The sequence below is a fragment of the Cupriavidus sp. OTU4054 genome (assembly GCF_038440175.1).
Lineage (GTDB): Bacteria > Pseudomonadota > Gammaproteobacteria > Burkholderiales > Burkholderiaceae > Cupriavidus > Cupriavidus pauculus_D.
The window spans coordinates 98,776-122,676 of sequence record NZ_JASATF010000014.1 but is presented as its reverse complement, the minus strand read 5'-3'; the positions used below and the strand labels follow the sequence as shown (position 1 = coordinate 122,676).

Below are 23,901 nucleotides of genomic sequence, written 5' to 3'. Positions count from 1 at the left end.
ATCGAAGTCGAGTCCAGCGGGCTTCCGCAGGCACAGGGCCTCTATGACCCGACCAACGAAAAGGACGCCTGCGGCGTCGGCATGGTCGCGCATATCAAGGGCAAGAAGACCCACGAGATCGTCAGCCAGGGCCTGAAGATCCTCGAGAACCTCGACCACCGGGGCGCCGTCGGCGCGGACCCGCTGATGGGCGACGGCGCGGGCATCCTGATCCAGATTCCGGACCAGTTCTATCGCGAAGAGATGGCCAAGCAGGGCGTGACGCTGCCGCCCAACGGCGAATACGGCGTCGGCATGATCTTCCTGCCGAAGGAACACGCCTCCCGCCTGGCCTGCGAGCAGGAGCTCGAGCGCACGGTCCGCCTGGAAGGCCAGGTCGTGCTGGGCTGGCGCGATGTGCCGGTCGACTGCAACATGCCGATGTCGCCGACGGTCCGCAAGACGGAACCCGTGATCCGCCAGATCTTCATCGGTCGCGGCCGCGACATCATGACCACGGACGCGCTGGAACGTAAGCTGTACGTGATCCGCAAGACCGCGAGCCACGCGATCCAGGCGCTCAAGCTCAAGCACGGCAAGGAATACTTCGTGCCGTCGATGTCGGCGCGCACGGTGGTCTACAAGGGCCTGCTGCTGGCGAACCAGGTCGGCGAGTACTACCTGGACCTGCAGGACTCGCGCACTGTGTCGGCGCTGGCGCTCGTGCACCAGCGCTTCTCCACGAACACGTTCCCCGCATGGGAGCTGGCCCACCCTTACCGCATGGTCGCCCACAACGGCGAAATCAACACGGTGAAGGGCAACGTCAACTGGATCAACGCGCGTACCGGCGCGATCTCCTCGCCGGTGCTCGGCGACGATCTGCCGAAGCTGTGGCCGCTGATCTATCCGGGCCAGTCGGATACCGCATCGTTCGACAACTGCCTCGAGCTGCTGACGATGGCCGGCTATCCGCTCGTCCACGCGATGATGATGATGATTCCGGAAGCGTGGGAACAGCACACGCTGATGGACGACAACCGCCGCGCGTTCTACGAGTACCACGCCGCGATGATGGAGCCGTGGGACGGCCCCGCCGCCATCTGCTTCACCGACGGCCGCCAGATCGGCGCGACGCTCGACCGTAACGGCCTGCGTCCCGCGCGTTTCTACGTGACCGAGGACGATATCGTCGTGCTCGCGTCGGAAGCCGGCGTGCTGCCGTTCCCCGAGTCGCGCGTGGTGCAGAAGTGGCGCCTGCAGCCGGGCAAGATGTTCCTGATCGACATGGAACAGGGCCGCATCATCGACGACAAGGAACTGAAGGACAACCTCGCCAACGCCAAGCCGTACAAGAGCTGGATCGACGCCGTGCGGATCAAGCTCGACGAGATCGACGCGAAGGCCGAGGACGTGGCCGCCGAGAAGAAGCCGGTGGCGCGTCTGCTCGACCGCCAGCAGGCGTTCGGCTACACGCAGGAAGACGTCAAGTTCCTGATGGCGCCGATGGCCATCGCGGGCGAGGAAGCCACGGGCTCGATGGGCAACGACTCGCCCCTGGCCGTGCTGTCGTCGAAGAACAAGACGCTGTACCACTACTTCAAGCAGCTGTTCGCGCAGGTGACCAACCCGCCGATCGATCCGATCCGCGAAAACATGGTCATGTCGCTGGTGTCGTTCATCGGCCCGAAGCCGAACCTGCTCGAGCTGAACAACATCAACCCGCCGATGCGCCTCGAAGTGTCCCAGCCCGTGCTGGACTTCAAGGACATCGCGAAGATCCGCAACATCGAGCACTACACGGGCGGCAAGTTCCGTTCGTACGAGCTCAACATCTGCTATCCGGTCCAGTGGGGCAAGGAAGGCATCGAGGCGCGCCTCGCGTCGCTGTGCGCCGAGGCCGTGGATGCCGTGCGCTCGGGCTACAACATCCTGATCGTGACCGACCGCCGCGTCGATGACGGCCAGGTGGCGATTCCCGCGCTGCTGGCCACGTCGGCCGTCCACCACCATCTGGTGGAGAAGGGCCTGCGCACGTCGACGGGCCTGGTCGTCGAAACCGGTTCGGCCCGCGAAGTGCACCACTTCGCGCTGCTGGCCGGCTACGGCGCGGAAGCCGTGCACCCGTACCTCGCGATGGAAACGCTGGCCGACATGGCTTCGGGCCTGTCGGGCGACCTGTCCTCGGACAAGGCCGTGAAGAACTTCGTCAAGGCGATCGGCAAGGGCCTGTACAAGGTCATGTCGAAGATGGGCATCTCCACGTACATGTCGTACACGGGCGCCCAGATCTTCGAAGCCATCGGCCTGTCGCGCGAGCTCGTGCAGAAGTATTTCCACGGCACGCCGTCGAACGTGGAAGGCATCGGCATCTTCGAGGTGGCCGAGGAGGCGCTGCGTCTGCATCGCGACGCGTTCGGCAACAACCCCGTGCTCGAGAGCATGCTCGACACTGGCGGCGAATACGCCTATCGCGTCCGTGGCGAGGAGCATATGTGGACCCCGGATTCGGTGGCCAAGCTCCAGCACTCGGTGCGTGCCGACGACGGCAAGGGCGCGTACCAGACGTACAAGGAATACGCGAACATCATCAACGACCAGAGCCGTCGCCACATGACGCTGCGCGGCCTGTTCGAGTTCAAGGTGGACCCGGCGCGCGCGATTCCGCTCGAGGAAGTGGAGCCGGCCAAGGAGATCGTCAAGCGTTTTGCCACGGGCGCGATGTCGCTCGGCTCGATCTCGACCGAAGCCCACACCACGCTGGCCGTGGCGATGAACCGCATCGGCGGCAAGTCGAACACGGGCGAGGGCGGCGAGGACGAGAAGCGCTATCGCAACGAACTGCGCGGCATTCCCATCAAGCAGGGCGAGACGCTCAAGGGCCTGCTCGGCGACAACGTGATCGAACGCGACCTGCAACTGCAGGCCGGCGATTCGCTGCGCTCGAAGATCAAGCAGGTGGCGTCGGGCCGTTTCGGCGTGACCGCCGAATACCTGGCATCGGCCGACCAGATCCAGATCAAGATGGCGCAGGGCGCCAAGCCGGGCGAAGGCGGCCAGCTGCCGGGCCACAAGGTGTCCGACTACATCGGCAAGCTGCGTTGCTCGGTGCCGGGCGTGGGCCTGATCTCGCCGCCGCCGCACCATGACATCTACTCGATCGAGGATCTGGCACAGCTGATCCACGACCTGAAGAACGTCAACCCGGTGTCGGATATCTCGGTGAAGCTCGTGTCCGAAGTGGGCGTGGGTACGATTGCCGCGGGCGTTGCCAAGGCCAAGGCCGATCACGTCGTGATCGCCGGCCATGACGGCGGCACCGGCGCATCGCCGTGGTCGTCGATCAAGCATGCCGGTACGCCGTGGGAACTGGGCCTGGCCGAGACGCAGCAGACGCTGATGCTCAACGGTCTGCGCAACCGCATCCGCGTGCAGGCCGACGGCCAGATGAAGACGGGCCGCGACATCGTCATCGGCGCATTGCTTGGCGCGGACGAGTTCGGCTTTGCCACGGCACCGCTGGTCGCCGAGGGCTGCATCATGATGCGCAAGTGCCATCTGAACACCTGCCCGGTGGGCGTGGCCACGCAGGATCCGGCGCTGCGCAAGAAATTCCAGGGCAAGCCCGAGCATGTCGTCAACTTCTTCTTCTTCGTTGCGGAAGAAGCGCGCGAGATCATGGCGCAACTGGGCATTCGCACGTTCGACGAGCTGATCGGCCGCGCCGACCTGCTCGACACGCGTGCCGGCATCGAGCACTGGAAGGCGCGCGGCCTGGACTTCGGCCGCATCTTCTACCAGGCGCCGATCGCCGCCGACGTGCCGCGTTTCCATACGGACACGCAGGACCACGGCCTGTCGGTGGAAGCCGGCAAGGCGCTGGACCACGTGCTGATCGCCAAGGCCCGTCCCGCGATCGACAAGGGCGAACGCGTGTCGTTCATCCAGCCCGTCAAGAACGTGAACCGTACCGTCGGCGCGATGCTGTCGGGCGTGGTGGCCAAGCAGTACGGCCACGAAGGCCTGCCTGACGACACGATCCACATCCAGCTGCAGGGCACGGCGGGTCAGTCGTTCGGCGCGTTCCTCGCGCACGGCATCACGCTGGACCTGGTCGGCGACGGCAACGACTACGTGGGCAAGGGCCTGTCGGGCGGCCGCGTGATCGTGCGCACGCCGCACGAGTTCCGCGGCGACCCCACGCGCAACATCATCGTGGGCAACACGGTGCTGTACGGCGCGATTGCGGGCGAGGCGTTCTTCAACGGCGTGGCCGGCGAGCGTTTCGCCGTGCGTAACTCGGGCGCGGTGGCCGTCGTAGAAGGTACCGGCGATCACGGTTGCGAGTACATGACCGGCGGCACGATCGTCGTGCTGGGCGGCACGGGCCGTAACTTCGCGGCCGGCATGTCGGGCGGCGTCGCTTACGTCTACGACGAGGACGGCCTGTTCGACAAGCGCTGCAACACGTCGATGGTCGCGCTCGAGGCCGTGCTGGCCGGGGCCGATCAGGAGAAGGGCCAGCCGAAGGCGCAATGGCACAAGGTGGACGGCGAGCGCGTGCTGGACGAGACGATCCTGAAGAACCTGATCGAGCAGCATTTCCGCTACACCGGTTCCGAGCGCGCGAAGGCACTGCTCTCCGACTGGGCGACGGCACGCCGCAAGTTCGTCAAGGTCTTCCCGACCGAGTACAAGCGCGCGCTGGGCGAGATGTTCGAGAAGGAACAGGCCGCGCGCGACGCCGATCGCGAGCCCGTGGCAGCCTGACGCTTCGTCACAGGCCACACCAGAAACGCGCCGCGGCACCGTTCAGGGCCCGCGGCGCATACAAGATGACCTCACAGCGAGGCCGGTCCGCTAGCCGGCCTCGCGCAGCAAGACCAAGGACGCAACATGGGTAAGGCGACTGGCTTTCTCGAATTTCCGCGCCAGAACGAAGGCTACGAGACCGTAGTCAAGCGCGTGAAGCACTACAAGGAATTCGTGTTCGCGCTGTCGGACAGCGAAGCGAAGATCCAGGGTGCGCGCTGCATGGACTGCGGCATTCCGTTCTGCAACAACGGCTGCCCGGTCAACAACATCATTCCCGACTTCAACGACCTCGTGTATCGCCAGGACTGGAAGTCGGCGATCGAGGTGCTGCACCAGACGAACAACTTCCCCGAGTTCACGGGCCGCATCTGCCCGGCACCGTGCGAGGCCGCCTGCACGCTCGGCATCAACGAACTGCCGGTGGGCATCAAGTCGATCGAACACGCGATCATCGACAAGGCCTGGGAAGAAGGCTGGGTGGCGCCGCATGTGCCGAAGCACAAGACCGGCAAGACCGTCGCCGTGGTGGGTTCGGGCCCCGCGGGCCTGGCTGCCGCGCAGCAGCTGGCACGCGCCGGCCACGATGTGACCGTGTTCGAGAAGAACGACCGCATCGGCGGCCTGCTGCGTTACGGCATTCCCGACTTCAAGATGGAGAAGACGCTGATCGACCGCCGCATCGAGCAGATGCAGGCCGAAGGCGTGACCTTCCGTGCCGGCGTGATGGTGACCGACGGCGCGCTGCCGGCCGGCATCAAGAACTACGCCCGCGAGACGGTCAGCGCGCAGGCGCTGATGGACCAGTTCGACGCCGTGGTGCTGGCCGGCGGCTCCGAAGTGCCGCGCGATCTGCCGGCGCCGGGCCGCGAGCTGGATGGCGTGCACTATGCGCTGGAGTTCCTGATTCCGCAGAACAAGGAAGTCGCGGGCGATGGCCTGAACGACATCCGCGCCGAAGGCAAGCACGTGATCGTGATCGGTGGCGGCGATACGGGCTCCGACTGCGTGGGTACGTCGAACCGCCATGGCGCCGCGTCCGTGACGCAGTTCGAACTGCTGCCGCAGCCGCCGGAAGAAGAGAACAAGCCGCTGGTGTGGCCGTACTGGCCGATCAAGCTGCGCACGTCGTCGTCGCACGACGAAGGCTGCTCGCGCGACTGGTCCGTGGCCACGAAGGAATTCATCGGCGAGAACGGCAAGATCAAGGCCCTGAAGGCCTGCCGCGTCGAGTGGAAGGATGGCCGCATGCAGGAAGTGCCCGACAGCGAGTTCGTGCTGCCGGCCGACCTCGTGCTGCTGGCGATGGGCTTCACGAACCCCGTGGGTTCGGTGCTCGAAGCGTTCGGCGTCGATACCGATGCGCGCAAGAACGCCAAGGCCTCGACCGAAGGCGATCGCGCGTACTACACCAACGTGCCGAAGGTGTTCGCGGCCGGTGACGTGCGCCGTGGCCAGTCGCTCGTGGTGTGGGCGATCCGCGAAGGCCGCCAGGCCGCGCGCTCGGTGGACGCCTTCCTGATGGGCCACACCGAACTGCCGCGTTAATTCGCAGCCGTGGTATCGAAGCGCCTGTCGCCTTCGGGAGACAGGCGCTTTTCCATGAGTACCGCCGTATTGCCATATGCGGCCAGTTTGGCCGCGTACGACGCTTCCGCATCCACCGGCGCGTACCCAAGCCTGCGCCACCATGGCGCCGCCGACTGCACGGCGATCAGGCGCGACATCTCCAATCCCTGTTCCACCGCCGCCGCGCGCGCCGCGTCGTAGAGCCGCATCGCGACGCCCGTGCCGCGCCCCGTGGGGGCGACCGCCATGTCGTGGACGAACCAGACCAGTGGCGTCTGCGCGGTCCAGCCGCGCGCGAGCACGCCATCCCATGGCGGAAGCGAGGCCGCCGGCCACGGATGTGTGAGCAGGTAGCCGAGCCATTCGCCGTCGGCGCGTGCCGCCATCCAGCAGGTTTGTGGAGAGAGGGCGATGCGGCTGGCCAGCGCCGCTTCGGATTCGATCAGGCTGTCGCCATAGCATTGGGCCTGCACCGCGATCACGCCGGCCAGGTCGGCGCCAGTCATGCGCCGCAGTACGAGTTCGGACATGCGTGGATTATAGGGAGCCGCGCGCACGCGCCGTCCCCTGCGCCACCACGCGCGGCGCCACAGGGGCGCCACAGGAGCCATTGGGGTCCACCCGGCTATGGTTTACGTGGTCTGTGCCCGCCGGGGGCGAGTTCGTACAATTTTCCTGTACGGCTTCCATTCCTGTAACACCCAACGCGAAACCACCTCGCAATCCTTTCAGCCGACGGTATGCCGTGGCTCAGCCGCGGCGCGGAGGAAATTGATGCCCGAAGTGCGCACGTTGTCGCGGCTTTGGCGAGGTCGAGCGAAGTTGCCGGCTAGCCTTCGAAGGCGCCCGGCATTACTCGCGGCCATGGTGCTGGTGGCCAGCCTGACAGCCAGTCTGGCGGCACCCGCCCGCGCGCAGTCGTCTGACGCCATGGCGTCCCGGCCCATGTCGTATCCCGCGCGAGCGATGCGACTGATCGTGCCGTTCCCCGCGGGCGGCGTGGCGGACGCGGTCGCGCGCCTGCTGGCCGAGCGCCTGTCCGCGCGGCTCGGCGTGGCCGTGGAGGTGGACAACCGCCCCGGCGCCGCGGGCACGACGGCCGGCGATGTGGTGGCCAAGGCCAGTTCCGACGGCCATACGCTGCTGTTCCATCAGGCCAATATGCTGATCCAGCCCGGACTCGAGCCCGTCCCCTACGACGTGGTGCGCGACTTCACGCCGGTCGGGCGGGTGGCGACGATGCCGCTGTTTCTCGTGATCGACGGCCGCCTGCCGATGCAGACGCCGCAGCAGTGGAACACGGCCGTGCGGTCGAATCCTTCCGCGTACAGCTATGGCTATGGCCAGCCCGGCAGTCCCGCGCATCTGTATGCCGAATACGCCGTACGTGGCCTGGCCAACGGCGTGCCGCTGGTGGCGGCGAAGGGCGAGAACGCGGTCGTGCAGGAAATTCTGGCGGGCCGCATCAGTGCCTGTTTCTGCTCGTTTGCGGCGGTGCAGAGCCATCTGCGCAATGCCGGGCCTGGCGGCGGTCCGGCCGGCCTGAAGCTGCTCGCGGTGACGGGCATGACGCGCTCGCCGCTGGCGCCGCAGGTGCCGACGCTGCAGGAAGCGGGGCTCGAAGGCTATGCCGCCGCGGCCTGGTACGGGGTCATGGCGCCAGCCAAGACGCCGCGCGCGATCGTGGCGCGGCTGGCGTACGAACTGGACGGCGTCACGGGCGAGCGCGAGGTGCGCGCGCGGCTGATGGCGGCCGGCCTGACCCCCGTGCGCGACTCCCCCGAGGCGTTTGCAACGGCCATTCGATCGGAGTCCATCCAGTGGCAGGTGATCCTGCGCCAGGCCTCGCACGGCGGCGAACCGTGAAAGTTGCAGGCTATTTGCGGCAAGTTCGCTGACCAAGCTGGCAATTTCTTCAAATGTAACGGCAGTCACACGGCATCCGGCACGTCTAGGTGGTAGCCCTTATAATGGCCGCCTGTCCAATCCGGTGTTAATGTGACCGCTACCACTCCCGACCTTTCCGACCCGTCCGCGTTCTCCACGGCTTCGACTGGCCGTGCGCAGGCAGCGGAAGACATCGTCGTGCTCGACGATGTCGACTTCGCGTACGCGGATGGCGACAAACCGATTCTTTCGGGCCTGACCATGCGCTTCCCGCGCGGCAAGGTGGTTGCCGTGATGGGCGGTTCCGGCTGCGGCAAGACCACCGTGTTGCGCCTGATCGGCGGACAGGTGCGGCCGCGGCGCGGACAAGTGACGTTCGCGGGCAAGAACATCGACGCCCTCGACCAGCGCGGCCTGTACGCCGTGCGACGGCAGATGGGCATGCTGTTCCAGTTTGGCGCCCTGTTCACTGATCTGTCGGTATTCGACAACGTCGCGTTTCCGCTCCGGGAGCACACCGATCTGCCCGACTCGATGATTCGGGACCTCGTGCTGATGAAGCTCAATGCGGTGGGCCTGCGCGGCGCGCGCGACCTCATGCCCGCGCAGATCTCTGGCGGCATGGCCCGTCGGGTGGCGCTGGCGCGCGCGATCGCGCTCGATCCGTCGCTGCTCATGTACGACGAACCGTTCGCGGGACTCGACCCCATCTCGCTGGGCCTGACGGCACGCCTGATCCGCAATCTCAACGATGCGCTCGGCGCGACCACGATCATCGTGTCGCATGACGTGCAGGAGACCTTCCAGATCGCGGACTACGTCTATTTCATTGCCAACGGCCGCATCGCCGCGGAGGGCGAGCCCGAAGCGCTGCGCGCCTCGACCGATCCGTTCGTGCATCAGTTCGTGCACGCCGAGGCCGACGGCCCGGTGCCGTTCCACTATGGCGGCCCGACGCTTGCCGAAGATTTCCTGGCGAGCAATGGCCGGTGGGGAGGTGGACGATGAACGCCGTCGTGTCGTTCTTCAGCGCCATCGGCGCATTCGTGCGGCTCGGCATCAGCGGCATCGGCAATGGCGCGCGGATGTTCGCCTCGATGGTGGCGCTGTCGCCCGCGCTGCTGCGCCGTCCGCGGCTCGTGACCGATCAGGTCTTCTTCGTCGGCAACCTGTCGCTGGTGATCATCGCCGTATCGGGGCTGTTCGTCGGCTTCGTGCTCGGTCTGCAGGGCTACTACACGCTGAATCGCTATGGCTCCGAACAGGCGCTGGGCCTGCTCGTGGCGCTGTCGCTCGTGCGCGAGCTCGGGCCCGTGGTGTCCGCGCTGCTGTTCGCGGGCCGGGCGGGCACGTCGCTGACCGCCGAGATCGGCCTGATGAAGGCGGGCGAGCAACTGACCGCGATGGAGATGATGGCCGTGAACCCGCTGCAGCGCGTGATCGCGCCGCGCTTCTGGGCCGGCGTGATTGCCATGCCGATTCTCGCGGCGATCTTCAGCGCGGTGGGCATTCTCGGCGGCTACCTCGTCGGCGTGCAGCTGATCGGCGTGGACTCGGGCGCGTTCTGGTCGCAGATGCAGGGCGGGGTGGATGTGCGCGCCGACGTGCTCAATGGCGTGATCAAGAGCTTTATTTTTGGCGTTGCGGTGACGTTTATCGCGTTGTACCAGGGCTTCGAGGCACGTCCGACGCCGGAGGGCGTGTCACGCGCCACCACGCGGACCGTGGTGCTGGCCTCGCTGGCCGTGCTCGGGCTGGACTTCCTGCTGACTGCGCTGATGTTCAGCTGAGGCAGCACCGACAGAACAGAAAAACAGAATGGAAAAGACAATCGCATGAAGAAAAATTCCCTCGATTTCTGGGTGGGGCTGCTGGTGGTGGCGGGGTTTGCCGCGTTGCTGTTCCTCGCGCTGAAGGCCGGCAACCTGAGCTCGTTTTCGTTCGAGCAGACCTACCGCGTGCGGGCCGACTTCGACAATATCGGCGGCCTCAAGGCGCGCGCGCCGGTCAAGAGTGCCGGCGTGGTGGTGGGCCGCGTGGCCGAGATCCGCTTCGACGACCAGAGCTACCTCGCGACGGTGGAGCTGAACATCGACAAGCGCTACCAGTTCCCGAAGGACACGTCGGCCAAGATCCTGACCTCGGGTCTGCTCGGCGAGCAGTACATCGGGCTGGAAGCCGGCGGCGACACGAAGATGCTCGCCGATAACAGCAAGATCACGATGACGCAATCCGCGGTGGTGCTCGAGAACCTGATCGGCCAGTTCCTGTACAACAAGGCGGCCGACTCGGGCGCCGGCGGTGGCAGCACCGCGCCCGCGGCCCCGGCGGCATCGGGCGCCGCCGCGCTGCCGGCCGCGCCGGGCACGAACGGGGGTGCGAAATGAAACGCGCCGTCCGCTCCCGAAAACTGATCGCGACGGCAACCTTTGCCGCCGCTGCGTTACTGTCGGGCTGTGCAACCGGTCCCGACGCCAATCCGAAAGATCCGCTCGAACCGTTCAACCGCGGGGTGTCGCGCGTCAACGACGAGATCGACAAGTACGCGCTGAAGCCTGCGGCGCAGACCTATGCCGACTACGTGCCGTCGCCGATCCGCACGGCGATCGGCAACGTGTTCTCGAACGTCAGCGATGTCTACTCGGCGGTGAACAACCTGCTGCAGGGCAAGCCCTCGCGCGCGGCCGAGGACACGATGCGCGTGGCCATCAATACGATTCTCGGGATCGGCGGCCTGATCGACATCGCCACGCCGGGCGGCCTGCCCAAGTACAAGGAAGACTTCGGCCAGACGCTGGGCGTATGGGGCGTGCCGCCGGGCCCGTACCTCGTGCTCCCGCTGTTCGGCCCGAGCACCGTGCGCGATACGGGCGGGATGGTCGTGGACCGGCTCATGGATCCCACCTCGTATATCTATCCGGTCTGGGCACGCTATGCGGTGTCGGGCGTGCGCGTCGTGGACGGGCGTTCCCAGCTGCTGGCCGCGACCAGCCTGATCGATGCCGCCGCGCTGGACCGTTACGCGTTTCTGCGGGACTCGTACCTGCAGCGCCGCGAATACCTGATCTACGACGGCAACCCGCCAGGCGGTGACGACGAAGAAGGCGCGCCGGCCGATGGCGGCAAGCAAGGCGACCAGCAGGCGCTGCCTGCCTCGCCGGCCGGGCGCCTCGTGCCCGGCAACCCCGGTTTCCGCTTTGGCCGCTGACGCCCGCGGGCGTTAGGGCGCTCGATCGCCCCCCACCTGTGAAGGTGATGTGAGCGCGGAAACAAATTGTATGGAAGTGGCGTCCAAGCCCTTAGTGGTCCCGCTGTGGCAACGCACAGCGTGGATGCCTGTGTTTCAATGCGTGCGTTGGCCGGTTGTCCCCACGACCCGCACAAGATAGAAAGGAAAACGCTCATGCTGAAGCGACTGTTGGCCCCGTTCCTCACCGTTATCGCGCTGTCTGGTGTCGCATTCACCAGCGCCGCACAGGCCCAGGTTTCCGCCGATGCCGCCGCCACGCCCGATGGCCTGGTCAAGGCCGTCGTGACCGACGTCATGAACACCGTGAAGAGCGACAAGGACATGCAGGCCGGCAATATCGGCAAGATCACGCAGCTCGTCGAACAGAAGATCCTGCCGCATGCCAATTTCGAGAAGACCACGCAGATCGCGATGGGCCGTAACTGGTCGAAGGCTTCGCCGGAGCAGCAAAAGGTCATCACCGACCAGTTCAAGACGCTGCTGATCCGCACCTACGCGGGCGCCATCGCGCAGATTCGCGACCAGGCCGTGCAATACCGTCCGTATCGCGGCACTGCCGACGACACCGACGCGACCATCCGCACGCAGGTGATCAACAAGGGCGAGCCGATCCAGATGGATTACCGCCTGGAGAAGACGCCCGAGGGCTGGAAGGTCTACGACATCAACGTGCTGGGCGCGTGGCTGACCGAGGCCTACAAGGGCAGCTTCAACACGATCGTGACGCAGCAGGGCATCGATGGCGTCATCAAGACCCTGCAGGACCGCAACAAGCAGCTCGCGAACGCCAAGTAACAGCGACTTCGCGTACAATGGGCTTTCGTGCCCGAAACGCCCGTGGCCTGCCACGGGCGTTTTTACTTCTCCGTGTTGGCTTCCCAACTGCTGAATATCGATGCTTTCGCTCGGAACCTCGCTGACCAACCAGAACGCCGCCGCCGTGCTGCGTGACGGGCTGGCGCGCGTGGCGCAGGGCGATGTCGCGGTGGATTGCGCGGGCCTCACGCATGTCGATTCGTCGGCCGTCGCCGTGCTGCTCGGCTGGCAGCGCGCGGCCGCGGGCCGTGGCCAGACGCTCTCGATCGTCAACGTGCCGCCGCAGCTCGGCGAGCTGGCCGCGCTCTATGGCGTCGCGGGCCTGATCGGCCTGGCATCGGGCCTGCCCTCGGACGGCGCCCACCCCCAAGGCCACCACCGACATTGAACCGGCATCCCTTGGCTGCGCGACGTACCTGAAACAGCGGTGCGCCAGCCCAAGCGATGCCCCGGCGGTGGGTCCGGAGCGGGACCTATCCCTCATCCCCTATAATTCCGGGTTATTCGCCCCCACATGCCCCTGACATCGTTCCGCCAGGTGCTGCGCGGCAGACCCGGGGGCTCCAAACTCCAAGCCAGGCCGGTCCCGAAAGCGGACCCGTCACAAGACATTCGGCCATGAAAGCCATCGAAATCACCGACGTTCGCAAGCGCTACCGCAGTCTGCAAGCGCTCAAGGGCGTCAGTTTCACCGTCGAGCAAGGTGAGTTTTTTGGTCTGCTCGGCCCGAACGGCGCGGGCAAGACCACGTTGATCTCGATTCTCGCGGGCCTCAATCGCGCGGATTCGGGCCGTATCCAGGTGCTGGGCCACGATGTGGTGGGCGACTACCGCATGGCGCGCCGCATGCTCGGCGTGGTGCCGCAGGAACTCGTGTTCGACCCGTTCTTCACGGTCCGCGAGACGCTGCGGCTGCAGTCCGGTTACTTCGGCATGCGCAACAACGACGACTGGATCGACGAGATCATGGCCAACCTCGATCTCACGAACAAGGCCGATAGCAACATGCGCCAGCTCTCGGGCGGCATGAAGCGCCGCGTGCTCGTGGCGCAGGCGCTCGTGCACCGTCCGCCTGTGATCGTGCTCGACGAGCCGACCGCGGGCGTGGACGTGGAACTGCGCCAGACGCTGTGGAAGTTCATCTCGCGCCTGAACCGCGAGGGCCATACGATCATCCTGACCACGCATTACCTCGAGGAAGCCGAAGCGCTGTGCGATCGCATCGCGATGCTCAAGTTCGGCGAGGTGGTCGCGCTCGATCGCACGAGCAGCCTGCTCAATCAGTTCGCGGGGCTGCAGTTGGTACTCACCCTCTCGCGTGGCGTTCTGCCTGCTGCGCTCGAAGCCCTGCGCATGCCCGCCAACCCCGGAGAGCGCGCCCATCGGCTGCGCCTCTCGGGCTACGAGGCCGTGGAACCCATCCTGGCCGCGCTGCGCGAGGCCGGTTGCGAGATCGAAGACATGGAAGTGAGCAAGGCCGACCTCGAGGACGTGTTCGTCCAGATCATGCGCCGCGAGGGGCACATGCCCGGCTCGACGCCGGCCACCGCGATGGAGGCCGCAGCATGAAGACGCCGGCGGAAATCGAACTGGCCGAGAATGCGCGCCTGTCGGCCATGTCCGTGGGCGGATTCGTGGGCTTTCGCACGCTGCTCTACAAGGAGGTGTTGCGCTTCTGGAAGGTTGCCTTCCAGACTGTGGCGGCACCGGTGATGACGGCGGTGCTGTACCTGCTGATCTTCGGCCATGTGCTCGAAGGGCGCGTGGAGGTGTACGACCGCATCAGCTACACCGCGTTCCTCGTGCCCGGGCTCGTGATGATGAGCGTGTTGCAGAACGCGTTCGCGAACAGTTCGTCGTCACTGATCCAGTCGAAAATCACGGGCAACCTCGTGTTCATCATGCTGCCGCCGCTGTCGCACTGGGAGATGTTCGGCGCCTATGTCACCGCCTCGGTCATCCGCGGTATCAGCGTGGGGCTGGGCGTGCTGATCGTGACGGGCCTGCTTGCGCCGCTGCATCTGGCCAGTATCGGCTGGGTGCTCGTGTTCGCGGTCCTCGGTGCCGGCATTCTCGGCACGCTGGGGCTGATTGCCGGGATCTGGGCCGAGAAGTTCGATCAGCTCGCGGCGTTTCAGAATTTTCTGATCATGCCGGCCACCTTCTTGGCAGGCGTGTTCTATTCGATTCATAGCCTGCCGCCGTTCTGGCAGGCGGTGTCGCATGCCAACCCGTTCTTCTACATGATCGACGGGTTCCGCTACGGCTTCTTTGGCCAGTCGGACGTATCGCCGCTGTTCAGCCTGGCCGTGGTGAGCGTGGCGTTCGTGGTGCTCGCGGCGCTCGCGCTGCGGATGCTGCGCACCGGATACAAGCTGCGGCACTGAACGGGGCGATTGCCCGACGCACCGCACCACCGAATTTGGAAGTTTTACAAGAGACAGAGATGCTGCCCACACCGGAACAAGTCAGGGACTACATTGCCCAAGGATTGCCCTGCGACCATCTGGAGGTCGAGGGCGACGGCCAGCACTTCTTCGCGACGATCGTGAGCGCGGAGTTCGACGGCAAGCGCCTGATCCAGCGGCACCAGCGCGTGTACGCGGCGCTGGGCGACCGCATGCGCGCGGAGATCCACGCGCTGTCGATGAAGACGCTGACGCCCGCCGAATGGAGCGCGGGGCAGGCTGGCGCAGGCCAGCAGTAACCAGACATAACGATCGAACATGGACAAATTCCAGATTCAGGGCAATGGCCCGCTGTCCGGAGAGATCCGGGTCTCGGGCGCGAAGAATGCCGCGCTGCCGATCCTGTGCGCGGGTCTGCTGACCGCCGATGACGTGATCATCGACAACGTGCCCAATCTGCAGGACGTGCGCACGATGCTCAAGCTGCTGCGCCAGATGGGCATGCGCGCGGAGCTCGATGGCGCGCGCGCCACGCTCAACGGCGCGGACGTGAACCTGCCCGAGGCGTCGTACGACCTGGTCAAGACCATGCGTGCGTCGATTCTCGTGCTCGGCCCGCTGGTCGCGCGCTTCGGCGAGGCACGCGTGTCGCTGCCGGGCGGCTGCGGCATTGGCGCGCGTCCGGTCGATCAGCACATCAAGGGCCTGCAGGCGATGGGCGCCGAGATCTCGATCGAGCATGGCTTTATCCATGCCCGCGCGTCGCGCCTCAAGGGCACGCGCGTGGTGACGGACATGATTACCGTGACGGGCACCGAGAACCTGCTGATGGCCGCGACGCTGGCCGAAGGCGAAACGGTGCTCGAGAACGCCGCGCGCGAACCCGAAGTGACCGACCTCGCGAACCTGCTCGTCGCCATGGGCGCGCGCATCGAGGGGATCGGCACCGATCGCCTGGTCATCCAGGGCGTGGAGCGCCTGCATGGCGCCACGCATTCGGTCGTGGCCGATCGCATCGAGGCCGGCACATTCCTGTGCGCGGCCGCCGCGACGCTCGGCAATGTCGTGCTGCGCGACGTTCCGCCGCTGATCCTCGACGCCGTGCTCGCCAAGCTGCGCGAGACCGGTGCGCAGATCGAGACCGGCGACAACTGGATCAAGCTGGCCATGCCGACCCGTCCGCAGGCCGTGAGCTTCCGCACCTCCGAGTACCCGGCGTTCCCGACCGACATGCAGGCCCAGTTCATGGCGCTGAATGCGGTGGCGGAAGGCACGGCGCGGATCACCGAGACGATCTTCGAAAACCGCTTCATGCACGTGCAGGAGCTGAACCGGCTCGGCGCGAACATCACGGCCGAAGGCAATACCGCCGTGGTGACCGGCGTGCCGCGTCTCTCGGGTGCCACCGTGATGGCGACGGACCTGCGCGCATCGGCGAGCCTCGTGATCGCGGGCCTCGTGGCCGAAGGCGATACCGTCATCGATCGCATCTACCATCTCGACCGTGGCTACGATCGCATGGAAGACAAGCTGTCCGCGGTGGGCGCCAAGATCCGCCGTATCTCCTGACGCGCCCCACAGAACAAGATAGAGAAGAATTCGATGAGTCCCGCTGCTTTTGCCTCGCTCAATGCCACGTCCGGTCAGTTGACGCTGGCGCTGTCCAAGGGCCGTATCTTCACGGAGACCCTGCCGCTGCTCGAAGCCGCGGGTATCCACGTGACCGAAGATCCGGAGACCTCGCGCAAGCTGATCCTGCCGACGTCCGATCCGGCCGTGCGCGTGATCATCGTGCGCGCCTCGGACGTGCCGACGTACGTGCAGTACGGCGCCGCCGACTTCGGCGTGGCCGGCAAGGATGTGCTGCTCGAGCATGGCATGACGGGCCTGTATGCGCCGATCGATCTCAATATCGCGCGCTGCCGCATGTCCGTGGCGGTGCCGGCGGGATTCGACTACGCGAACGCGGTGCGCCAGGGGGCGCGTCTCGCGGTGGCAACCAAATACGTGCAGACCGCGCGCGAGCACTTTGCCAAGAAGGGCGTGCACGTGGATCTGATCAAGCTGTATGGATCGATGGAACTGGGCCCGCTCGTGGGCCTGTCCGACGCGATCGTCGACCTCGTGAGCACCGGCGGCACGCTGCGCGCGAACAATCTGGTCGAGGTCGAGGAGATCATGCAGATCTCGTCGCGGCTGGTCGTGAACCAGGCCGCGCTGAAACTCAAGCGCGAACGCCTTGCGCCGATTCTCGAAGCGTTCGAAGCGGCCTCGGCGGCGATGGCTTGAGGTTGCGAGGAAGGAAGTCATGAACGAAACCGATATGGACAACCTGTCGATCCGCCGGCTCGACTCCACCGAACCCGGCTTTGCCACGGCGCTGCGCCAGGTGCTGGCGTTCGAGGCGGGCGAGGACGAGGCCATCGATCGCGCCGCCGCGCAGATCCTGGCCGACGTGCGCGCGCGCGGCGACGACGCGGTGCTCGAATACACGGCCCGTTTCGACCGCGTGGAAGCGGCATCGCTGACCGCGCTGGAACTGTCGCAGGCCGAACTCGAAGCTGCGCTGGAAGAGCTCGAACCCAAGCGCCGCGCGGCGCTGGAAGCCGCCGCGGCACGCGTGCGCGCCTACCACGAGAAGCAGAAGATCGAATGCGGCAGCCATAGCTGGGAATACACCGAGGCCGACGGCACCATGCTGGGCCAGAAGGTGACCCCGCTGGACCGCGTGGGCCTGTACGTGCCCGGCGGCAAGGCCGCGTACCCGTCGTCCGTGCTGATGAACGCGATTCCCGCGCGCGTCGCCGGCGTGAAGGAAGTGATCATGGTCGTGCCCACGCCTGGCGGCGTGCGCAACGAACTGGTGCTGGCCGCCGCGCAGATCGCGGGCGTGGACCGCGTGTTCACGATCGGCGGCGCGCAGGCCGTGGGCGCGCTCGCGTTCGGTACCGCGACGATTCCGCAGGTGGACAAGATCGTCGGTCCCGGCAATGCCTATGTGGCCGCGGCCAAGCGCCGCGTGTTCGGCACGGTCGGTATCGACATGATCGCGGGCCCGTCGGAAATCCTCGTTATCTGCGACGGCACCACCGATCCGGACTGGGTCGCGATGGATCTGTTCTCGCAGGCCGAGCACGACGAACTCGCCCAGTCGATCCTGCTGTGCCCCGACGCCGCGTACATCGACCGCGTGGAAGCCAGCATCCAGCGCCAGCTCGGTACCATGCCGCGCCGCCAGGTCATCGCCGCGTCGCTGTCCGGCCGCGGCGCGCTGATCAAGGTGCGCGACATGGAAGAAGCCTGCGAGATCGCCAACGCGATTGCGCCCGAGCACCTCGAGATCTCGGCCGAGAATCCGCGCCAGTGGAGCGAGAAGATCCGCCACGCGGGCGCGATCTTCCTGGGCCGCTACACGAGCGAGTCGCTCGGCGACTACTGCGCGGGTCCGAACCACGTGCTGCCCACCTCGCGCACCGCGCGATTCTCGTCGCCGCTGGGCGTCTACGACTTCCAGAAGCGCTCGAGCCTGATCGAGGTCAGCGAGGGCGGCGCGCAGATGCTGGGCCAGATCGCCGCCGAGCTCGCCTATGGCGAAGGCCTGCAGGCGCATGCCCGCAGCGCCGAATACCGTTTCAAACGCTAAGTTTTTCCACCCATTACTGATCTACAGAGGATTTTCATGTCAGCCGCAGCGCCTTCCCTGATCGACCGAATCATCCGTGACGATGTACGCGCCATGGGCGCCTACCACGTGCCGGATTCGCACGGTCTGGTGAAGCTGGACGCGATGGAGAACCCGTACCGCCTGCCGCCCGAACTGCGCGAACAGCTCGGCAAGCGGCTGTCGGAGGTTGCGCTGAACCGCTACCCGGTGCCGACCAGCGAGGCCCTGCGTGCGAAGCTGAAGTCCGTGATGCAGGTGCCGGCCGGCATGGAGATCCTGCTCGGCAACGGTTCCGACGAACTGATCAGCATCATCGCGATGGCGGCCGCAAAGCCGGGCGCGAAGGTGATGGCGCCCGTGCCGGGCTTCGTGATGTACGCGATTTCCGCGCAGTTCGCGGGCCTCGAGTTTATCGGCGTGCCGCTGCGCGAGGATCTGACGCTCGACCGCGCGCGGATGCTGCGGAAGATGGCCGAGGAACAGCCGGCGATCATCTACCTCGCGTACCCGAACAATCCGACCGGGAACCTGTTCAACGCCGAGGACATGGAAGTGATCGTGCGCGCGGCCAATGGCGACGTGTGCAACAGCCTCGTGGTCGTGGACGAGGCCTACCAGCCGTTCGCGCAGGACAGCTGGATGCCGCGCCTCGCGGACTTCGGCAACCTGGTGGTCATGCGCACCGTGTCCAAGCTGGGTCTGGCCGGCATCCGCCTTGGCTATATGGCCGGCTCGCCGGCATGGATGGAGCAGTTCGACAAGGTGCGTCCGCCGTACAACATCAACGTGCTGACCGAAGCCACCGCGCTGTTCGCGCTGGAACATGTGGACGTGCTCGACGAACAGGCCGCCAGCCTGCGGGAGCAGCGCACCATTCTGGCCGCGCAACTGGCCGCGCTGCCGGGCGTGACGGTGTTCCCGAGCGACGCCAACTTCCTGTTGATTCGCGTGCCGGATGCGGCACAGACGTTCGAACGTCTCGTTTCCCGCAAGGTACTGATCAAGAACGTGAGTAAAATGCACGCATTGCTGGCCAACTGTCTGCGCGTGACGGTCAGCACGCCCGAAGAAAACGCGCAGTTCATGGAAGCCTTTGTCGCTTCGTTGCAGGATTAACACCACCATGCGTGTTGCAGAGGTCACCCGCAATACCTCGGAAACGCAGATCCGCGTTTCGCTGAATCTCGACGGTTCCGGTCGCCAGAAACTGGCGTCCGGCGTACCGTTCCTCGACCACATGCTGGATCAGATCGCCCGCCATGGCATGTTCGACCTCGAGGTCGAAGCCACCGGCGACACCCATATCGACGACCATCACACGGTCGAGGATGTGGGCATTACCCTCGGGCAGGCCGTCGCCCGCGCGATCGGCGACAAGAAGGGCATCACCCGTTATGGGCACAGCTACGTGCCGCTGGACGAATGCCTGTCGCGCGTGGTCATCGACTTCTCGGGCCGTCCGGGCCTGGAATTCCACGTGCCGTTCACGCGCGCCCGTGTGGGCAGCTTCGACGTCGACCTGACCATCGAGTTCTTCCGCGGCTTCGTCAATCATGCCGGCGTGACGCTCCATATCGACAACCTGCGTGGCATCAATGCGCACCATCAATGCGAGACGGTGTTCAAGGCCTTCGGCCGTGCGCTGCGCATGGCGGTGGAGCTGGACCCGCGCGCGGCCAACACGATTCCTTCGACCAAGGGTACGCTCTAACGGGAAACTTCCCCAGGACACCTGTCTGGCGAGCCGGCTGGTTGCGGCGCTGCCGATCGTTCGCGACCGACCGCAACCATGGACACGCTCAAGTCATTTATCTCGCTGCTGGCGCTGATCAATCCGATCGGGGCGATCCCGTTCTTCATCAGCCTGACGAGTCAGCAGACCGAGGCCGAGAAGATGCGGACGATCAAGACCGCATCGGTCTCGGTGGCGATCGTCGTGGGGGTGTCGGCGCTGCTGGGGCAGCAGATCATCGAGTTCTTCAATATCTCGGTGGCCTCGCTGCAGGTGGGCGGTGGACTGATCATGATCATGATGGCCATGAACATGATCAACGCGCAGGCAGGCCGTACGCGCGCCACGCCCGAGGAAGAGGACGAGGCGGAAGCCAAGGCGAGCATTGCGGTGGTGCCACTGGCGCTGCCGCTGCTGACCGGGCCGGGATCGATCAGCACGGTCATCGTGTATGCGGGCAAGACGCAGCACTGGTACCAGTTGCTGATTCTCGTCGGCATCGGCATCGTGCTTGGCGGCGTGGTGTACATGACGTTTCGCGCGGCCGATCCGATCGCGCGGGTGATTGGCCGTACCGGCATCAATATCGGCACGCGCCTGATGGGGCTGATCCTGTCGGCGCTGGCCGTGGAATTCATCGTGGACGGGCTGAAGACCCTTTTGCCTGTTTTGAAATCATGACTACCATAGCTATTGTGGATTACGGCATGGGCAACCTGCGCTCGGTGGCGCAGGCGCTGCGCGCCGCGGCGCCGGAGGCGAATGTCCAGGTCGTGGACCGCCCCGAGCAGATTCGCGCGGCGGACCGTGTGGTCCTGCCGGGCCAGGGCGCCATGCCGGATTGCATGGGTGCGCTCGGCGCGTCGGGCCTGCAGGAAGCGGTGATCGAAGCGGCCGCCAACAAGCCGATGTTCGGTGTGTGCGTTGGCGAACAGATGCTGTTCGACCGCAGCACCGAAAGTCGTCCTGGCGACGCGGCCACGCCGTGCCTCGGACTGATGCCCGGTGAGGTCATCCGTTTCGAGCTGGAAGGCCAGTTGCAGGCGGACGGTTCGCGCTTCAAGGTGCCGCAGATGGGCTGGAACCGTGTGCGTCAGACGCGGGAGCACCCGATCTGGCAGGGCGTTCCGGACAACAGCTGGTTCTATTTCGTGCACAGCTACTACGTGCATGCGCAGGACCCGGCCGATACCGCCGGGGAGACCGAATACGGTGTCGTGTTTACCAGCGCGGTAGCACGCGATAATATTTTTGCCACGCAGTTCCACCCCGAGAAGAGCGCAGCGATGGGTTTGCAGCTATACCGGAACTTCGTGCACTGGAATCCCTGAAGTACTCCTGATCGAAGGCCGTCATTGCGGCGGCCCTGCTTTCATTTTTTCTTTTTTACACAACCTCGCTCGTCACGCATATGTTGCTCATTCCGGCCATCGACCTGAAGGACGGTCAGTGTGTACGCCTCAAACAAGGCGACATGGACCAGGCCACCGTCTTTTCCGAAGATCCCGCCGCCATGGCACGTCACTGGGTGGACCAGGGCGCGCGCCGCCTCCATCTCGTCGACCTCAATGGTGCCTTTGTGGGCAAGCCCCGCAACGAAGCCGCGATCAAGGCGATCATCGCCGAAGTCGGCGACGAGATTCCGGTGCAGCTCGGTGGTGGCATCCGTGACCTGAATACGATCGAGCGCTGGCTCGACGATGGCCTGTCCTACGTGATCATCGGCACCGCCGCGGTCAAGAATCCCGGTTTCCTCAAGGACGCGTGCTCCGCGTTCGGCGGCCACATCATCGTCGGGCTCGACGCCAAGGACGGCAAGGTGGCGACCGACGGCTGGAGCAAGCTGACCGGCCACGAGGTGGTGGATCTCGCGCGCAAGTACGAGGACTACGGCGTGGAAGCGATCATCTACACCGACATCGGCCGCGACGGCATGCTCCAGGGCATCAATATCGACGCGACGGTCAAGCTCGCGCAGTCGATGTCGATTCCGGTCATTGCCAGCGGCGGCCTCTCGAACCTCACCGATATCGAACGCCTGTGCCAGGTGGAGCGCGAAGGGGTGGAGGGCGTGATCTGCGGTCGCGCGATCTACTCGGGCGACCTCAATTTTGCCGACGCCCAGGCGCGCGCCGACGTCCTCGGCGCCGAGTAATTTTTATACGCACGCATGCTAGCCAAACGCATCATCCCCTGCCTGGACGTCACGAACGGGCGGGTGGTCAAGGGCGTCAACTTCCTAGAGTTGCGCGACGCTGGCGACCCGGTTGAAATCGCTCGCCGCTACGACGAGCAGGGCGCCGACGAAATCACTTTCCTCGACATCACCGCGACCAGCGACGGCCGCGACCTGATTCTGCACATCATCGAGGCCGTGGCTTCGCAGGTGTTCATTCCGCTGACGGTGGGCGGTGGCGTGCGCGCCGTCGAGGACGTGCGCCGCCTGCTCAATGCGGGCGCGGACAAGATCAGCGTCAACTCGTCGGCCATCGCGAATCCGCAGCTGGTGTCGGATGCCACGGGCAAGTACGGCTCGCAGTGCATCGTCGTGGCCATCGACGCCAAGCGCAGTTCCGCGCCGGGCGAGCCGCCGCGCTGGGAAGTGTTCACGCATGGCGGCCGCAAGGCCACCGGGCTCGACGTGGTGGCGTGGGCGCGCCAGATGGCCGAACGCGGCGCCGGCGAGCTGCTGCTCACGAGCATGGACCGCGACGGAACGAAGAGCGGCTTCGACCTCGAACTCACGCGCGCTGTCAGCGACGCGGTGTCGATTCCCGTTATTGCATCGGGGGGTGTCGGCGGCCTGCAGGATCTGGCCGATGGCATTACCGTGGGCCGCGCCGACGCGGTACTGGCGGCGAGCATTTTTCACTACGGCCAGCACACCGTCGGTGAAGCGAAGGAATTCATGGCCCGGCAGGGCATCCCGATGCGGACGTGATCATGGCAAAGAAGTGGCTGAATAAAGTGAAGTGGGACGACAACGGGCTGGTGCCCGTCATCGTCCAGGAAGTCGGCTCGAACGACGTGCTGATGTTCGCATTCATGAATCGCGACGCGCTGCAGCGGACCGTCGAGCTCGGCGAGGCCGTGTTCTGGTCGCGCTCGCGCAAGCGTCTGTGGCACAAGGGCGAGGAGTCCGGTCACGTGCAGAAGGTGCACGAGATTCGCCTGGACTGCGACGAGGACGTGGTGCTGCTGAAGGTCACGCAGGTGGACAGCATCGCCTGCCACACGGGCCGTCACTCGTGCTTCTTCCAGAAGTTCGAGGGCGATGTCGAGAGCGGGGACTGGCAGACCGTCGAGCCCGTGCTCAAGGATCCGTCCACCATCTACGCCAAGCCATGAGCGCCCCGCAACCCGATGCAGCGGGCCCGAACGCGGCGGACGTGCTTGCGCGCGTCGCCGCCACGCTGGAGTCCCGCAAGCCCGAGAACGGCGGCGACCCCGACAAGTCGTACGCCGCCAAGCTGTTCCACAAGGGCGACGACGCCATCCTGAAGAAGATTGGCGAGGAAGCGACCGAGACGGTCATGGCCGCCAAGGACGCGCGCGCGGCGGGCCTGACGGCCGAGGCCACGGGCAAGGTCGTCTACGAGGTGGCCGACCTGTGGTTCCACAGCATGGTCCTGCTCGCGAAGTTCGGCCTGACCCCGGCCGACGTGATCCACGAGCTGGCGCGCCGCGAGGGCATGTCCGGGCTCGAGGAGAAGGCCAGTCGCAAGGAGTGACGCCGGAGGAGTAAGGTAGAGGCTGTGAGGCCTTACCAGGCTACCAGGCAAGG

At 65.7% G+C, this 23,901-nt stretch carries 24 protein-coding genes; 23 read left to right on the top strand and 1 reads right to left on the bottom strand.

The genetic code is table 11. From position 1 onward, the window contains the following. Positions 1-81: 81 nt before the first annotated feature. The gene (locus AAHB16_RS17835; protein ID WP_223851536.1) at positions 82-4,749 is read left to right on the top strand and encodes a glutamate synthase-related protein; all 4,668 of its coding nucleotides are present in this window, start codon (positions 82-84) and stop codon (positions 4,747-4,749) included. Between the two features lie 126 nt (positions 4,750-4,875). Further along, positions 4,876-6,339 carry a glutamate synthase subunit beta gene (locus tag AAHB16_RS17830; RefSeq protein ID WP_150373536.1) on the top strand — a complete coding sequence of 488 codons (1,464 nt, stop codon included), beginning with the start codon at positions 4,876-4,878 and terminating at the stop codon, positions 6,337-6,339. On the opposite strand, the gene AAHB16_RS17825 is transcribed toward AAHB16_RS17830, so the two are convergent. Continuing rightward, entirely contained in the window at positions 6,336-6,890 is a 555-nt protein-coding gene (locus AAHB16_RS17825) for a GNAT family N-acetyltransferase (RefSeq protein ID WP_150373537.1), read from the bottom strand. The two genes, AAHB16_RS17830 and AAHB16_RS17825, sit on opposite strands and share 4 nt — an antisense overlap. Before the next feature lie 244 nt (positions 6,891-7,134). On the opposite strand from AAHB16_RS17825, the gene AAHB16_RS17820 reads away from it, so the two are divergent. The 21 genes from AAHB16_RS17820 to AAHB16_RS17720 all read left to right on the top strand — a co-directional run bounded on the left by AAHB16_RS17820 (position 7,135) and on the right by AAHB16_RS17720 (position 23,848). Continuing rightward, positions 7,135-8,226, top strand: a complete 1,092-nt coding sequence (locus AAHB16_RS17820) for a Bug family tripartite tricarboxylate transporter substrate binding protein (RefSeq protein WP_342051602.1) — start codon at positions 7,135-7,137, stop codon at positions 8,224-8,226. A gap of 213 nt (positions 8,227-8,439) precedes the next feature. Beyond that, the gene (locus AAHB16_RS17815; protein WP_446718107.1) at positions 8,440-9,255 is read left to right on the top strand and encodes an ABC transporter ATP-binding protein; all 816 of its coding nucleotides are present in this window, start codon (positions 8,440-8,442) and stop codon (positions 9,253-9,255) included. Beyond that, positions 9,252-10,037, top strand: a complete 786-nt coding sequence (mlaE, locus tag AAHB16_RS17810; RefSeq protein ID WP_150373539.1) for a lipid asymmetry maintenance ABC transporter permease subunit MlaE — start codon at positions 9,252-9,254, stop codon at positions 10,035-10,037. Before AAHB16_RS17815 ends, mlaE begins: the two co-directional genes overlap by 4 nt. Before the next feature lie 45 nt (positions 10,038-10,082). Further along, complete coding sequence (mlaD, locus tag AAHB16_RS17805; protein WP_150373540.1) at positions 10,083-10,634, top strand: outer membrane lipid asymmetry maintenance protein MlaD; 552 nt, start codon at positions 10,083-10,085, stop codon at positions 10,632-10,634. Beyond that, positions 10,631-11,455: an MlaA family lipoprotein gene (locus tag AAHB16_RS17800; protein WP_150373541.1), complete on the top strand. Its 825-nt coding sequence runs from the start codon at positions 10,631-10,633 to the stop codon at positions 11,453-11,455. The genes mlaD and AAHB16_RS17800 overlap by 4 nt, the downstream gene beginning before the upstream one ends. Before the next feature lie 195 nt (positions 11,456-11,650). After that, positions 11,651-12,292 carry an MlaC/ttg2D family ABC transporter substrate-binding protein gene (locus AAHB16_RS17795; protein ID WP_150373542.1) on the top strand — a complete coding sequence of 214 codons (642 nt, stop codon included), beginning with the start codon at positions 11,651-11,653 and terminating at the stop codon, positions 12,290-12,292. Positions 12,293-12,392: 100 nt separating this feature from the next. Further along, on the top strand, positions 12,393-12,701 hold the full coding sequence (locus AAHB16_RS17790) for an STAS domain-containing protein (RefSeq protein ID WP_150373543.1): 309 nt from the start codon (positions 12,393-12,395) through the stop codon (positions 12,699-12,701). Between the two features lie 230 nt (positions 12,702-12,931). After that, positions 12,932-13,882, top strand: coding sequence for an ABC transporter ATP-binding protein (locus AAHB16_RS17785; protein WP_150373544.1), 951 nt, complete (start codon positions 12,932-12,934; stop codon positions 13,880-13,882). Next, entirely contained in the window at positions 13,879-14,700 is an 822-nt protein-coding gene (locus AAHB16_RS17780) for an ABC transporter permease (protein ID WP_150373545.1), read from the top strand. Before AAHB16_RS17785 ends, AAHB16_RS17780 begins: the two co-directional genes overlap by 4 nt. A gap of 59 nt (positions 14,701-14,759) precedes the next feature. Next, positions 14,760-15,020 carry a BolA family protein gene (locus AAHB16_RS17775; RefSeq protein ID WP_150373546.1) on the top strand — a complete coding sequence of 87 codons (261 nt, stop codon included), beginning with the start codon at positions 14,760-14,762 and terminating at the stop codon, positions 15,018-15,020. 19 nt (positions 15,021-15,039) lie between these two features. Further along, positions 15,040-16,290: a UDP-N-acetylglucosamine 1-carboxyvinyltransferase gene (gene murA, locus AAHB16_RS17770; RefSeq protein WP_150373547.1), complete on the top strand. Its 1,251-nt coding sequence runs from the start codon at positions 15,040-15,042 to the stop codon at positions 16,288-16,290. Between the two features lie 33 nt (positions 16,291-16,323). Then, positions 16,324-17,010, top strand: coding sequence for an ATP phosphoribosyltransferase (gene hisG / locus AAHB16_RS17765; RefSeq protein ID WP_150373548.1), 687 nt, complete (start codon positions 16,324-16,326; stop codon positions 17,008-17,010). 19 nt (positions 17,011-17,029) lie between these two features. Continuing rightward, on the top strand, positions 17,030-18,364 hold the full coding sequence (hisD, locus tag AAHB16_RS17760) for a histidinol dehydrogenase (protein WP_342051600.1): 1,335 nt from the start codon (positions 17,030-17,032) through the stop codon (positions 18,362-18,364). A 36-nt stretch (positions 18,365-18,400) separates the two neighbouring features. Beyond that, a complete protein-coding gene (hisC, locus tag AAHB16_RS17755; protein ID WP_342051599.1) occupies positions 18,401-19,501 on the top strand; it encodes a histidinol-phosphate transaminase in 1,101 nt (366 codons plus the stop codon). A 7-nt stretch (positions 19,502-19,508) separates the two neighbouring features. Continuing rightward, the gene (gene hisB, locus AAHB16_RS17750; RefSeq protein WP_010812330.1) at positions 19,509-20,096 is read left to right on the top strand and encodes an imidazoleglycerol-phosphate dehydratase HisB; all 588 of its coding nucleotides are present in this window, start codon (positions 19,509-19,511) and stop codon (positions 20,094-20,096) included. 78 nt (positions 20,097-20,174) lie between these two features. Then, positions 20,175-20,798 (top strand): YchE family NAAT transporter, encoded by a 624-nt coding sequence (locus AAHB16_RS17745; RefSeq protein ID WP_150373551.1) that lies wholly within the window; start codon positions 20,175-20,177, stop codon positions 20,796-20,798. After that, on the top strand, positions 20,792-21,448 hold the full coding sequence (hisH, locus tag AAHB16_RS17740; protein WP_150373952.1) for an imidazole glycerol phosphate synthase subunit HisH: 657 nt from the start codon (positions 20,792-20,794) through the stop codon (positions 21,446-21,448). The genes AAHB16_RS17745 and hisH overlap by 7 nt, the downstream gene beginning before the upstream one ends. A gap of 80 nt (positions 21,449-21,528) precedes the next feature. After that, the gene (gene hisA / locus AAHB16_RS17735) at positions 21,529-22,272 is read left to right on the top strand and encodes a 1-(5-phosphoribosyl)-5-[(5-phosphoribosylamino)methylideneamino]imidazole-4-carboxamide isomerase (protein ID WP_150373552.1); all 744 of its coding nucleotides are present in this window, start codon (positions 21,529-21,531) and stop codon (positions 22,270-22,272) included. Between the two features lie 15 nt (positions 22,273-22,287). Beyond that, positions 22,288-23,058 (top strand): imidazole glycerol phosphate synthase subunit HisF, encoded by a 771-nt coding sequence (gene hisF / locus AAHB16_RS17730; RefSeq protein ID WP_150373553.1) that lies wholly within the window; start codon positions 22,288-22,290, stop codon positions 23,056-23,058. A gap of 2 nt (positions 23,059-23,060) precedes the next feature. Then, positions 23,061-23,465: a phosphoribosyl-AMP cyclohydrolase gene (gene hisI, locus AAHB16_RS17725; protein WP_109585138.1), complete on the top strand. Its 405-nt coding sequence runs from the start codon at positions 23,061-23,063 to the stop codon at positions 23,463-23,465. Then, on the top strand, positions 23,462-23,848 hold the full coding sequence (locus AAHB16_RS17720) for a phosphoribosyl-ATP diphosphatase (RefSeq protein ID WP_150373554.1): 387 nt from the start codon (positions 23,462-23,464) through the stop codon (positions 23,846-23,848). Before hisI ends, AAHB16_RS17720 begins: the two co-directional genes overlap by 4 nt. Positions 23,849-23,901: the final 53 nt, after the last annotated feature.

Bases quoted from the DNA above. Each gene is read 5' to 3' on its own strand.
- AAHB16_RS17835 (WP_223851536.1), top strand. From the start codon at position 82: ATGGTCGCGCATATCAAGGGCAAGAAGACCCACGAGATCGTCAGCCAG.
- AAHB16_RS17830 (WP_150373536.1), top strand. From the start codon at position 4,876: ATGGGTAAGGCGACTGGCTTTCTCGAATTTCCGCGCCAGAACGAAGGC.
- AAHB16_RS17825 (WP_150373537.1), bottom strand. From the start codon at position 6,890: ATGTCCGAACTCGTACTGCGGCGCATGACTGGCGCCGACCTGGCCGGC.
- AAHB16_RS17820 (WP_342051602.1), top strand. From the start codon at position 7,135: ATGCCCGAAGTGCGCACGTTGTCGCGGCTTTGGCGAGGTCGAGCGAAG.
- mlaE (WP_150373539.1), top strand. From the start codon at position 9,252: ATGAACGCCGTCGTGTCGTTCTTCAGCGCCATCGGCGCATTCGTGCGG.
- mlaD (WP_150373540.1), top strand. From the start codon at position 10,083: ATGAAGAAAAATTCCCTCGATTTCTGGGTGGGGCTGCTGGTGGTGGCG.
- AAHB16_RS17800 (WP_150373541.1), top strand. From the start codon at position 10,631: ATGAAACGCGCCGTCCGCTCCCGAAAACTGATCGCGACGGCAACCTTT.
- AAHB16_RS17795 (WP_150373542.1), top strand. From the start codon at position 11,651: ATGCTGAAGCGACTGTTGGCCCCGTTCCTCACCGTTATCGCGCTGTCT.
- AAHB16_RS17790 (WP_150373543.1), top strand. From the start codon at position 12,393: ATGCTTTCGCTCGGAACCTCGCTGACCAACCAGAACGCCGCCGCCGTG.
- AAHB16_RS17785 (WP_150373544.1), top strand. From the start codon at position 12,932: ATGAAAGCCATCGAAATCACCGACGTTCGCAAGCGCTACCGCAGTCTG.
- AAHB16_RS17780 (WP_150373545.1), top strand. From the start codon at position 13,879: ATGAAGACGCCGGCGGAAATCGAACTGGCCGAGAATGCGCGCCTGTCG.
- AAHB16_RS17775 (WP_150373546.1), top strand. From the start codon at position 14,760: ATGCTGCCCACACCGGAACAAGTCAGGGACTACATTGCCCAAGGATTG.
- murA (WP_150373547.1), top strand. From the start codon at position 15,040: ATGGACAAATTCCAGATTCAGGGCAATGGCCCGCTGTCCGGAGAGATC.
- hisG (WP_150373548.1), top strand. From the start codon at position 16,324: ATGAGTCCCGCTGCTTTTGCCTCGCTCAATGCCACGTCCGGTCAGTTG.
- hisD (WP_342051600.1), top strand. From the start codon at position 17,030: ATGAACGAAACCGATATGGACAACCTGTCGATCCGCCGGCTCGACTCC.
- hisC (WP_342051599.1), top strand. From the start codon at position 18,401: ATGTCAGCCGCAGCGCCTTCCCTGATCGACCGAATCATCCGTGACGAT.
- hisB (WP_010812330.1), top strand. From the start codon at position 19,509: ATGCGTGTTGCAGAGGTCACCCGCAATACCTCGGAAACGCAGATCCGC.
- AAHB16_RS17745 (WP_150373551.1), top strand. From the start codon at position 20,175: ATGGACACGCTCAAGTCATTTATCTCGCTGCTGGCGCTGATCAATCCG.
- hisA (WP_150373552.1), top strand. From the start codon at position 21,529: ATGTTGCTCATTCCGGCCATCGACCTGAAGGACGGTCAGTGTGTACGC.
- hisF (WP_150373553.1), top strand. From the start codon at position 22,288: ATGCTAGCCAAACGCATCATCCCCTGCCTGGACGTCACGAACGGGCGG.
- hisI (WP_109585138.1), top strand. From the start codon at position 23,061: ATGGCAAAGAAGTGGCTGAATAAAGTGAAGTGGGACGACAACGGGCTG.
- AAHB16_RS17720 (WP_150373554.1), top strand. From the start codon at position 23,462: ATGAGCGCCCCGCAACCCGATGCAGCGGGCCCGAACGCGGCGGACGTG.